Here is a 12,229-nt window from a genome sequence, read left to right on the forward strand (position 1 = left end):
AGATTCTCGCCTGCTTCGGGAGTTTCTCCAGTTCCCGCCGTACACGCTGACATAGGCGACGGCATCGCCGGCGTCGATCTACTCCTGACCACGGCGGACGAGATCGTGCCGGACTGGTGTCGACATGAGGTTGACGTTCGTCGCATCTCGAGCGCAAGTTTGGCCGGCAGTTCGAAATCGAGCACCGCACGGCTGAGCAGCTCTCGGCAACACAGGAAAACCTGGCATTGTCTCATGTTTCATGCACAACTAGAGCGCCCGCAATCAGGTTCACCCGATAGTAAGAAAAACCCACAACAAGGTTCCTTCACGTGTCACTCTTCGAGTTTACCCAGCCGTGTTATCTCCCTAATTTTCTGGAGTTTCTACGACATTAGGCTGAAGCTTCAAGAAGCTACACCTAGTCGATGTTGTGACCGTTATCGTGGCTTACGACGGCACGCGTGAACCCGAGAAGGCGCCAGTAGCGGGCTACAGCGGCCGCAACGAAAACAGTCCATATTGGACGATCAGGGCCGCGGCCCTGTCAGTCGACCAAGCGATTGCAACGGTGGCAACAGAAGGCGAGTTCCGCGTTGGCGCTGAGATACCTGGCCAGGAGGATCTTCGGATGGTTCGTCATGATCGTCATGGCCACCAACCTGACCTACGTGTTGGCCAGTCTTCTCCTGGATCCTCGCGCCAACTATCTCCAGCAGCGGCCACCCCGCTCGCCGCAGGAGATCGCCCGCGCGCTTGCCCCGTACAACCTGGACCCCAACACTCCGTTGCTGGAGCGCTGGTGGAGGTGGATCACCGGCGTCGTCGGACACTGGAACTGGGGCACCTCCCCGGTCGGTGACAGTGTCAACATCCAGATCGCAGCCCGGGTCAGCGTCAGTGCCCAACTGGTGCTGTTCTCCCTGATCCTAAGTACTGTCATCGGCGTTAGCCTGGGCGTGTACACCGCGTCGCGGCAGTACCGCCTTGCCGACCGGTTCCACCAAGCGCTCTCAGTCATCGCGTTGAACATCCCGGTCGTGGTCGCCGCGCTGGCGGCGGTTGTGCTCGCGATCGCCCTCAAGCAGCGATTGGGAACCACGTTGCTGTACGTCGCGGGCACGCAGTCTCCCACGGTCAGCGGGTTCTGGCCGCTGCTGATCGACCGCATCCAACACTTGGTACTGCCCACGATCGTTCTCACCGCCACCAGTTACGCGGGCAACCACCTGCTCCAGCGCACGCTGTTGCTGGACACCATCAACTCCGACTACGTCCGGATGGCGCGAGCAAAAGGGTTGACCCGTCGGCAGGCCATCCGCCGTCACGGGCTGCGCACCTGTCTGATCCCGGTGGCTACGTACGTCGCGTTCGCGATGCCGGCGGTGTTCACCGGCTCGGTGATCATCGAGAAAATCTTTGCATGGCAAGGCATGGGCGACTACTTCATGCAGACCATCAGTAACAACGATGTTCACGGCACTGTCGCGGTCGCGGCCTTCGGCGCGCTGATGACGGCGGTTGGCGCGATCCTGGCCGACATTGTCGCCGTGGCACTCGACCCAAGGGTCCGGGCGAGCCGAGCATGACCGCACACATCCCCGATCCCCAACTACGTGTCGATGACCTCGACGCGAAACTGTCCCTGAAGGAGGAACGCGGGAAGCGCCGTAGCCGATACACGAGCAGACGTCATCTTTACCTACGTCGGTTCCTGCGCAACAAGGCAGCGGTCGCCGGTGTGGTGCTCTTCGGTCTACTCGTGGTGTTCGCGTTGGTCGGTGGCGTGCTCACCTCCTACAGCTATGGCGACGTCGACTTCGCCAATCTCACTGCCGCGCCCTCGCCTGAGCACTTGTTCGGCACCAACGCGAGCGGCAACGACACATACGCCCAGGCCGTGCACGGTCTGGGCCGCTCGCTGATCATCGCGATCAGCGTCTCGTTGCTCACGACGCTCGCCTCGGCGTTCATCGGTGCAGCCGCGGCCTACTTCGGCGGTGTGACCGAGCGCGTGATCCTCGGTGTCGTGCACTTCCTGATGGTGGTACCCGCGTTCCTGATCCTGGCGTTGGTGGCGCAGCAGGCTCGTGGTAGCTGGTGGGCGCTGATCGTGGTGCTCACGCTCTTCGGCTGGATGTACAACGCACGGATGGTGTGGTCGCTGGGCAGGTCACTGCGGGAACGAGAGTACGTGCAGGCTGCGCGGTTCATGAACGTCGGTTCGGTGCGCATCGTGGTCCGCCATCTCATCCCCAACATCGGCTCGCTGTTCGTCGTCACGTTCCCCCTCGGTGTGGTGGCGACCGTGCAGAGCGAGACGACGCTGTCGTTTGTCGGGTTTGGCGTGCAACTACCCGACGTGTCGCTGGGCACCATGCTCAACGACGGCGCCCAATCGGTGTCCAGCGCGCCGTGGCTGTTCTTCTTTCCGGCCGCGCTGGTGACGTCGCTGACGGTGTCGATGGCGGTGATCGGGGACGGGGTGCGGGACGCGCTCGATCCCTCGTCACGGTCGGGGGGCCGGGCATGAACGCACCGGTGGATGGCCCGGTGATGGCGGTTCGCGACCTTGAGGTGGCATTCCCGTCGGAGGCAGGACGAGTCAGCGCGGTCCGAGGTATCGACCTTGACGTGTATCCGGGCCGCACACTGGGCATCGTCGGCGAGTCTGGTTCAGGCAAATCCGTCACGGCGATGGCGATCATGGGACTGCTGCCGGACTACGCCGCGGTCTCCGGCAGCATCATCCTCGGCGGCCGAGAGTTGCTCGGTCTTGATGACACGCGGATGTCGAAGGTCCGCGGCCGTGAGATCGGGATGGTCTTCCAGGATCCACTGTCATCACTGACACCGATCTTCTCCGTGGGCACTCAGATCGTCGAGGCCCTGCGGGTTCATCAGGACATGGGCAAGCACGCCGCGTGGGAACGGGCCACGGAGCTGATGGACCTCGTCGGGATTCCCAACGCCCGGGCGCGGGCGAGATCGTTCCCGCACGAGTTCTCCGGCGGCATGCGCCAGCGGGTCGTGATCGCCATCGCTATCGCCAACAGCCCGCGCCTGATCATCGCCGACGAACCCACCACCGCGTTGGACGTCACGGTGCAGGCACAAATCCTCGACGTGCTCAGGCTCGCTCAGGCCGAGACCGGCGCGGCGTTGATCCTGGTGACGCACGACTTGGGTGTGGTGGCGGGCATCGCCGACGAGGTGATGGTGATGTACGCGGGTAAGGCGGTGGAAACCGCGTCGGCCGACGAACTGTTCGCCGAACCCCGGATGCCGTACACGATTGGCCTGCTCGGCGCCGTTCCCCGCATCGACGTCACCGAGCGCCGGCCCTTGGTTCCGATCACGGGCACCCCGCCGTCGATGCTCAACCTGCCCGCAGGGTGCCCGTTCCGGCTGCGCTGCCCGCTGGCCACCAGCCGGTGCGCGCAGGACGAGCCTGAGCTGATGGCGGTGCCAACGGCGATCGTGGGCGCGCATTCCTCGGCCTGCGTCCGCGCGCACGCCATCATCGGTGGTCTGATCGACGATGCCGAGATCTACCCACGCAGCCCGTTCCCCACGGTGCCGGTGGTCGTGCCCCGTGAGCAGCGTGCCGCCGTGCTCGAGCTGACCAACGTCCATAAGACGTTCCCGCTATTCAAGGGCACCATTCTCAAGCGCAGGGTGGGATCGGTGCATGCCGTTGCCGGCGTCGATCTCGACGTCCGCGAGGGCGAGAGTGTCGGGCTCGTGGGCGAGTCGGGGTGCGGCAAGACCAGCACCCTGCTGGAAATCATGAACTTGCGCCCGCCCGAGCATGGCAGCATCCGCGTGGCCGGCGTCGATGTCGCCGAGATCCGGGGCCGTGCACAGAAACGCGATGTGCGGCACACGCTGCAGATGGTGTTCCAGGACCCGATGGGCGCGCTGGATCCGCGGCTGACGGTGGCCGACATCCTGGCGGAGCCGCTGACCGCGATGGGGGAACGCGATCAGAGGGTGATCGGCGAGCGCGTTGAGGAGCTCATGGCGCTGGTCGGTCTCGATCCGGCACACAGCGACCGTTTTCCCGCGGCATTCTCGGGAGGGCAGCGCCAGCGCATCGGTATTGCCCGCGCGCTGGCCACTAACCCCGCCCTGGTCGTACTCGACGAGCCGGTGTCGGCATTGGACGTATCGATCCAAGCCGGCGTGCTCAACCTGCTCAACGACTTGAAGGCCACGCTCGGACTGTCCTACCTGTTCGTGGCTCACGACCTGGCGGTGGTGCGGCACATCTGCGACCGGGTGGCCGTGATGTATCTGGGCCGCATCGTGGAGATCGGCAGTGTTGACGACCTGTTCGACAGCCCGCAGCACCCGTACACCCAGGCGCTGCTCTCGGCGGTGCCGGTGCCCGATCCGAAGGTCGAACGCGCCCGCGAGCGGATGATCCTGCGCGACGAGCCACCCAGCCCTACTGATTCGCTGCCTGGCTGCGGATTCGCCCCGCGGTGCCCGCTACGCCCGACCCTGAGCTGCGCGGAGCGCGCCCGGTGCACGGGCGAGATCCCGCGACTGACCGGGGACGGAGTGTCCGACCACCTGAATGCCTGTCACTTCCGTTGATACCCGTTCTTGATGGGAGAGAACAAAACATGCATGGGCTGAAGACGACCGCCGCGTCGGCGGCCATTGCCGTGGTGTCGATGGCGTTGGTGGCCTGCGGCAACTCCGGCGCGACGGACACCGGCTCCACCGAGACTGCCCAGTCGCTGGCCGACAAGACCGCGTACAACCCACAGCAGTACAACAACATCAAAGACGGCGGCACTCTCACCACAGCGTTGGACGAGATCCCCCCACAGCTCAACGTGTTCCACGGCCCCGAGACGGCCTACACGCAGATCTTGTGGAACTGGTACAACCCGATCCTGATCACCTTCACCGCCGACGGTGAGGCCCAGTACAACCCGGACTACCTGACCAACGTCAAGCAGGAGATGGCTGGCGGCAACACCAGGATCACGTACACAATGAACCCAAAAGCCGTCTACAACGACGGCACGCCCATCGACTGGACGGCGCTCGAAGCGACGTGGAAGGCCAACGACGGCAAGGATCCGGCCTATGTCGTCAACTCCAGCGACGGATACGACCGCATCACCTCGGTGACCCAGGGCCTCGACAGCCACCAGGCAGTGGTCACGTTCAACGGTATCGATCTGTGGTGGCAGGGCCTGTTCAATACGCTGCTCAACCCGAAGGCGCTTGCGCCGGAGGTGTTCAACAAGGGCTACATCAACAACCCGCACACCGAGTGGGGTGCCGGCCCGTACGTGATCAGCAAGTTCGACCGACAGAACGGCATCGTCACGTTCGAGCGTAACCCGAAGTGGTGGGGCAGGAAGGGCAAGCTCGACAGCAGGACGTTTCTCGCCATGGAGGATTCGGCGAGCCTCAACGCGTTCAAGAATGGCCAACTCGATGCAGTCGGGGTAGGTAGCAGGGACCGCCTTGCGCAGGTGACGGGACAGCCCGGTGTGCAGATCCGCAAGGGGCCATCCCTGGACATCTCCGTGTTCGTCCTCAACGGGGGTAGCCCGATCCTTTCGGATCCCAGGGCGCGTAAGGCGATCTTTGAGGGCATCGATCGCAACCAGATCGCCCGGCTCACCTTCCAGGGGCTGAACTACTCCGCTGACCCAGCTGGTTCGATGGTTCTGTTGCCATTTCAAAAGGGCTACCAGGACGACTTCGGCAAGGTCATCCAGTACAGTCCGAACCAGGCCAGGATGGATCTCGACGCAGCCGGGTGGACGGCGGGCACGGACGGCACGCGGGCCAAGGGCGGTAAGCAGTTGCAGGTCAAGTATGTCATCACCGGTGATGACAGCGTCAGCAAGGCCGTTGCCAGCGGCACTGGCGCCATGCTCAAGGACATCGGCGTCAAGCTCGACATCCAACAAGTGCCGGCATCGAACTTCTCCAAGGTCATCGATGGCAAGCAGTTCGACATGTTCTATGCTGGTATCGCTCAGGGGTCACCTTTCGGGCTCGCCACTATCTGCCAGCTATTCTGCTCGCAGTCACAGTTCAGCAGGTCCGGCGTCAACGACCCCAAAAACGACACGCTGATCAAGTCTGTCAACACGCTGCCAACCCCGCAGGAGCAGTACGCCAAGGGGACAGAGGCCGAGGTGGCGGCATTCTCGACCTACGGCGTCATGCCAACGATCAACCCGCCAGACATCGCAGCGGTCAAGGCGGGCTTGGCCAACTACGGCGCGGACCGCTACTTCGATGCACTGCCGGAGACTATCGGCTGGCAGAAGTAGGAAGGAGGGGTTGGTGGATTTTCGGGTGTTGGGGCCGGTCGAGATCCGCGACGACCAGGACCGGGTGATCGGGTTGCGCGGCCAGTTGGATCGAGCGTTGCTGGCCTTGCTGCTGCTCAACGCCAACACCCCGGTGTCGGTAGGATCTCTGGCCTCCCGCATGTGGGAGGACCGCGACCCGCCCAAAGACGGTGTGACCGGCTATCTGCAGGACCTGCGCAAGGCGCTGCGGGACAGTGTCGGGGAGGCGGCGCGGGTCGCTCCGGCACGCGGCACCACCATGATCACCCTGGATGCGGGGTGTGTGGATGTGGTGCGGTTCCGGGAATACCTGGCTGCCGCTCGTCACACCGCCGACCCGGAGCAGGTGGCGGTCGCGGCGAGGGCGGCGTTGGCGGAGTGGCGCGGGACGGCGTTGCAGAATCTGGATGACGCCAAGAGGTGGGTAGCCGCCCAGCGGCACAACCTCGACGAGCTGCGCGGTGAGGCATGGCGGCTGCTGTTTGAGGCCGAACTCGCGTTGGGACGGCATGTGCGGGTGCTGGGCGAGATCGGCGAGCCGCTGGCGGTGTGGCCCCAGGACGAGGCACTGGTGCGGTTGCAGATGTTGGCCTTGTACCGGGCCGGTCGAGGGCCACGGGCGCTTGCGGTGTACCGGGAATTCCGCGCCCGTGTGGTGCAGGAGCACGGCATCGAGCCCGGCACCGAGCTTGGTGATCTGCACATTCGCATCCTCAACGGCGACCCCGCCCTGGACGCCCCAGCAGTGGATTCATCTGGGCGGGTGGAGGCGGTGGTGGGATTGCCGGCACGTCCGATGTTGGTCGGCCGCACCACCGAGGTCGAGCAGCTGTGTGGCCTGCTCGCGCCAACCGCCCGCCTGGGGACGGTGGTGATCAGCGCTGCGGTGGGTGGGCTGCCGGGGGTGGGTAAGACCACTCTGGCCGTCTACGCCGCCCACGAGGCCGCAGAGGCGGGTTGGTTTCCCGGCGGGGTCCTGTTTGTGGACATGCACGGCTACTCCCCGATACCACTTCTGCCGGAACAAGCCCTGTTCTCCCTGCTGATACAACTCGGACTGCCATTGGAACGGCTGCGCGGGACCGGGCAGGACCATGAGGTGCTGTACCGGTCCACGCTGGCCGCCCGGGCCCGCGCCGGTCAGCGGTTCCTGATCATCGCTGACAACGCCAGCATGGCGGAGCAGGTGCGGCCGCTGCTGCCGGGCACACCCGAGCACCGGCTGCTGATCACTTCCCGACATCAACTCGGCCTGGAGGGGACCCGCCAGCTCGACATGGACGTCCTCACCCCCGAAGCCGCGGTGGCGATGCTGGACCGGCACCTGCGCGGGGCCCGCTCCGGCGACGGCCGGTTCACCACCTCGCCCGACGCGGCGGCGAAGGTCGCCCAGTTGTGTGGGTATTTGCCGTTGGCATTGCGGATCAGCGCCGCGCTGCTGGCCGCCGACCCCGGCCAGCCCGTGGCCGAACTCGCCGACGACCTCGCGGACGTGGGAAGGCGCTTGCGAGTGTTGGACTACGACGGCAGCTACGCCGTGCACGTCGCGTTCGACCTGTCCTACCAGAAGCTGCGGCCGGAGCTGGCGCGATTGTTCCGGCTGCTGGCACATGCCCCGGGCCCGCAGATCAGCACCGAGGCCGCCGCCGCGTTGACCGGGCAGCCCTTGGACACCACTCGACGCCAGATGCAGGAACTACACCGGGCGCATCTGGTGGACACGGGCGCCCCGCGTGGGTGGTGGCACTTCCACGACCTGATTGCCCTCTACGCGCGAGACCGCACCGACCGCGACGACACGGCGGCCGAACGCGAGCATGCACTCACCCGCCTGCTCGACCACTACCTAGCAACCACCCGCGCCGCCAACGACCACCTCGACCCGTGCATCACCCCCACCGAGCGGGCGGCCAGGTTCGCTGATCGCGCGCAAGCGTTGGCGTGGTTGGATGCTGAGCATCCCGCCTTAGCCGCCACCATCGCCCACACCGCCGGCACAGACCGCAGCCGGTATGCCATCGACATCGCCCGCCACCTGTGCGACTTCTACAAGCTGCGTAAGCACCCGGTGGAGTGGCATTCCGTCACGCGTCATGCTCTGGATGCGGTACGACACACCACCGACCGCCACACCCACGCCACCGCCCTCAACCACCATGGTCAAGCACTCGCCTACGCACGCCGATTCGACGAAGCCATCGCCTACTACGACCAAGCCCTCCAGATCCGCCGTGAGGTCGGCGACCGCCAGGGCGAAGGCAGCACGTTGAACAACCTCGGCAACGTCTACAGGGACTTGCGGCGGTTCGAGGACGCCATCGCCCACTACGAGCAGGCACTGCCGATCCGCCGTGAGGTCGGCGACCGGTACGGCGAAGGCAGCACGTTGAACAACCTCGGCAACGTCTACAGGGACTTGCGGCGGTTCGAGGACGCCATCGCCCACTACGAGCAGGCACAGCCGATCCACCGTGAGGTCGGCGACCGGCACGGCGAAGGCATGACGGTGAACAACCTCGGCCTCGTCTATAGGGATTTGCGGCGGTTCGAGGACGCCATCGCCTGCTTCGAGCAGGCACAGCCGATCCACCGTGAGGTCGGCTATCGCCAGGGCGAAGGCGACACGTTGAACGACCTCGGCCTCGTCTGTTGGCAGTTGCGGCGGTTCGAGGACGCCATCGCCTACTACGAGCAGGCACTGCCGATCCGCCGTGAGGTCGGAGATCGGTATCGCGAAGGCATGACGGTGAACAACCTCGGCCTCGTCTACGCGCAGTTGGAGCGATTTGAGGAGGCCATAGCTTGCTTCAAGCAGGCATTGCCAATCCGCCGTGAGGTCGGTGATCAGTATGGCGAAGGCAGCACGTTGAACAACCTCGGTGCCGTCTATGCAGCGTTGGGGCGGTTTGAGGAGGCCATAGCATGCTACGACCAGGCCATACCGATCTGGCGAGAGGCCGGTGACCGGTATGGCGAAGGCAGCACGTTGAACAACCTCGGCCTCGTCTATAAGGAGTTGCAGCGGTATGACGAGGCCATCGCCTGCTACGAGCACGCGCTGCCGATCCGCCGCGAGGTCGGCGACCACCAGGGCGAAGGCCACACGCTGAACAACCTCGGAGCCGCCTACCAGCAGATGCAGCGGTTTGACGAGGTGGTCGATGCCTACCAGCTGGCGCTGGACGTGCTTCATGAGGTCAACGATGGATATGAAGAGGCGATGGCGTTGCGCGGGTTGGGAGAGGCGCGGCTTGCCCAAGGCGAGCAAGCCGAGGCCCGACGATGGTGGGCTGAGGCGTTGGCCGTGTTGGCTCAGTTCTCTGATGCCACCGCGCAGCAGCAGACCGAGGAGATCCGCGCGCTGGTCGCCAGCCTGGACGATACCTGACCACGCAGATCGGATACGCCTCGGCATGCTCGCCTGGACCGCAGATGATCACGCCGGCACGTGGTCGAGCGTTGGGCCTACGCCGTAGGAGTAGCCTTCCTATTCCTCATCACAGTTCTAGGCAGCTCAGGCGACGGGTAGCGATCCGGTTCGCGCTGAGACGTCACGGGATCATCTGGGCAGCCTCGTAGGGTGGTTGATTGATAGCGCTGGTAGACAACGCGAGATTTTCGTAGCTGGGTTCAACATCCACCCACATGGCGGTCACATCTGGTTGACGGGTCAAGGCACGGTGTTGTGCTGGCAAGCCGTGTTTCGTCGTACCTGACGTGTGAGGGCAGACGAGTGGAGGGGACAACCAAGCCCACCACGTCACCTGGGCCTACGGTGGCCAATCAGGTGTCGGGTGTGGTCATGGGCACAAGTGTGCAGGTCGGAGTGGTTCATGGTGGTGTACATGTTCACGAGGGGCCCTCGGAAGCGCTGGCGGTGGTACCGCAACAGTTGCCGCCGGTTCCGGCACACTTTGTGAACCGTACTGCGGAGATGCGGCTATTGGATTCCGCGTTGGCCGAGTGCGGACGCCAGGAAGGCAGGACGGCTCTGGCGCTGGTTGTCGGCCCCGGCGGTGCGGGGAAGACGGCGCTGGTGGCATCGTGGTGCCGCCGGATGGCGGAGTGTTTTCCCGACGGCCAGTTGTACGCCGATCTTGGCGGGTTCAGCCCGGATGGTTCGGTGGCGCCCGAGCAGGTCATGGGTGGTTTTGTACGGGCACTGGGGGTGGCGCCGGAGCGGGTGCCCGTCGGGCTGGCAGAGCAAGCAGCGCTGTTTCGGTCGTTGACCGCCGGACGACGGGTGTTGGTGATGGCCGACAACGCGGTGTCGGCAGCCCAGGTGTGGCCGTTGGTACCGGCCTCAGCGGAGAGCATGGTTGTGGTGACCAGTCGGTGGCGACTGGGGGGTGTGCTGGCAGAGGGTGGCTGTTTGGTCGAGGTGTCGGCATTGTCTCGGGAACACTCGGTGGCATTGCTGGAACAAACGGTGGATCGGGAACGGGTGAGGGCCGAGCCGGACCAGATTGAGGCGTTGGCCGAGTTGTGTGGCGGATTGCCGATCGCGCTGCGGGTGGCCGGCGCTCGATTGGTGTCCCGTCCACGGTGGACGGTGAGCAGGGTCGTCGCCGAGTTGGCAGACGAGCGGCGGCGGGTTGAGCGGTTGTCGATTGGTGGCGAGGTGTCAGTGGCAGCCACGCTAGACGTGTCCTATCACGCGTTGTCCGAGCCGGCGGCGCGTTTGTACCGGCTGGTGAGTTGGCATCCCGGCCCGGATTTCGGTGTTGATGTGGCGGCTGCGGCCATACAGGTGTCTGTTATGGACTCCGACCCGATCCTGGGCGAGTTGGTGGACGCCAGCTTGGTGGAGGAGCCACGGGAAGATCGCTACCGGTTGCATGATTTGATCCGGCTGCATGCCCGATCCCTGTCCGCCGCGACCGACACCGAGCGCGAACGGCGCCTCGCCGTGGGGCGGATGCTGGCGTGGTATCTGGATGCCGCAGTGGCGGCGGATCTGGTGGTGATGCCATTGAGGCGCCGGTTCGGCCCACTGTATGACAGTGCGCGGGATGCTCCGTCGACGTTCGCGTCTGCCACGGAGGCGCTGAGGTGGTTGGAGTCGATGCGACCGCATCTGGTCGATGCGGTGCAGGTCGCCGGGGAAGGCGGCCTCGACGCGGTCTGCTGGCAGTTGTGCGAGGCATTGTGGGCGTTGTTCTTGCAGCGTAAGCATTTCCACGACTGGTTCGCGACGCACCAAGTGGGCGTGGAGGCTGCGACACGTTGTCAGGATGCGCGTGCCGAGATCCGGATGCGGTGCCAGTGGGCGATGGGGTTGCTGGACGCAGGCGAGCTGGATAATGCCCATGAGCAGGCTGTGCTGGCGTTGGAGTTGGCACGGGGCAGTGATGATGACTACAGCGAGGCAACGGCCCTGGAGCATCTCGGGTTGATCGCCCGAGAACGGCGGCAGTTCGAGCCCGCGTTGAGCTATCTGCAGGCTGCGCTAGCCATTGACGAGCGGACCGGGCAGCGCCGCGGGGCTGCTTTGCGCTGGGCCAACCTAGGGGAAACGTTGCTGGCTGCCGGTCAGCACGCCGCAGCGGTGGAGCACCTCCAGCGGGCGCGGATGCTGCTGGCGGCGCTGCCGGACGCGTACAACGAGGCCTATGCGATCAGCAGCCTGGGCTTGGCCTACCAGTGCGCCGGCGACCTCGGCAAGGCCGGCACCTATCTGATCGAAGCGTTGCAGGCGATGCGCGTGTTGGGGGCCCGATTCCAGCAAGCGCGTATCTTGACAGCGCTGGGGCACGTTGCCAATGAAGTTGGCGACCCCACTCGCGCCCGGGACTACCTGGGTGAAGCCCACTACATCTACACGGAGTTGGGTAGCCCGGAGTCCGATGACCTGCGGCGCCTCATAAAAACTCTCCCACCCACCACCGAGCGCCCGGCTGGCGATCACTGACGCGAAA

The 12,229-nt window shown here is 65.0% G+C and carries 6 protein-coding genes; all 6 read left to right on the top strand.

What is annotated here, in order from left to right:
* Nucleotides 1–620: 620 nt before the first annotated feature.
* The 6 genes from JJ691_RS30140 (at nt 621) to JJ691_RS30165 (ending at nt 12,222) form a co-directional block, all read left to right on the top strand.
* A complete protein-coding gene (locus JJ691_RS30140) occupies nt 621–1,568 on the top strand; it encodes an ABC transporter permease (protein ID WP_211762977.1) in 948 nt (315 codons plus the stop codon).
* Nucleotides 1,565–2,512: an ABC transporter permease gene (locus JJ691_RS30145; protein ID WP_211762978.1), complete on the top strand. Its 948-nt coding sequence runs from the start codon at nt 1,565–1,567 to the stop codon at nt 2,510–2,512. Before JJ691_RS30140 ends, JJ691_RS30145 begins: the two co-directional genes overlap by 4 nt.
* Nucleotides 2,509–4,581 (top strand): dipeptide ABC transporter ATP-binding protein, encoded by a 2,073-nt coding sequence (locus JJ691_RS30150; RefSeq protein ID WP_211762979.1) that lies wholly within the window; start codon nt 2,509–2,511, stop codon nt 4,579–4,581. Before JJ691_RS30145 ends, JJ691_RS30150 begins: the two co-directional genes overlap by 4 nt.
* Nucleotides 4,582–4,610: 29 nt before the next feature.
* The gene (locus JJ691_RS30155) at nt 4,611–6,290 is read left to right on the top strand and encodes an ABC transporter family substrate-binding protein (protein WP_211762980.1); all 1,680 of its coding nucleotides are present in this window, start codon (nt 4,611–4,613) and stop codon (nt 6,288–6,290) included.
* A gap of 13 nt (nt 6,291–6,303) precedes the next feature.
* Nucleotides 6,304–9,699 (top strand): tetratricopeptide repeat protein, encoded by a 3,396-nt coding sequence (locus tag JJ691_RS30160; protein ID WP_211762981.1) that lies wholly within the window; start codon nt 6,304–6,306, stop codon nt 9,697–9,699.
* A 414-nt stretch (nt 9,700–10,113) separates the two neighbouring features.
* On the top strand, nt 10,114–12,222 hold the full coding sequence (locus tag JJ691_RS30165; protein WP_211762982.1) for a tetratricopeptide repeat protein: 2,109 nt from the start codon (nt 10,114–10,116) through the stop codon (nt 12,220–12,222).
* The last annotated feature ends 7 nt before the right edge of the window (nt 12,223–12,229 follow it).

Source organism: Kutzneria sp. CA-103260 (genome assembly GCF_018263855.1).
Taxonomy (GTDB): domain Bacteria; phylum Actinomycetota; class Actinomycetes; order Mycobacteriales; family Pseudonocardiaceae; genus Kutzneria.

What these genes read in the sequence shown, in the direction of transcription:
- JJ691_RS30145 (WP_211762978.1), top strand. Translation starts at nt 1,565, where the DNA reads ATGACCGCACACATCCCCGATCCCCAACTACGTGTCGATGACCTCGAC.
- JJ691_RS30150 (WP_211762979.1), top strand. Translation starts at nt 2,509, where the DNA reads ATGAACGCACCGGTGGATGGCCCGGTGATGGCGGTTCGCGACCTTGAG.
- JJ691_RS30155 (WP_211762980.1), top strand. Translation starts at nt 4,611, where the DNA reads ATGCATGGGCTGAAGACGACCGCCGCGTCGGCGGCCATTGCCGTGGTG.
- JJ691_RS30165 (WP_211762982.1), top strand. Translation starts at nt 10,114, where the DNA reads ATGGGCACAAGTGTGCAGGTCGGAGTGGTTCATGGTGGTGTACATGTT.
- JJ691_RS30140 (WP_211762977.1), top strand. Translation starts at nt 621, where the DNA reads ATGATCGTCATGGCCACCAACCTGACCTACGTGTTGGCCAGTCTTCTC.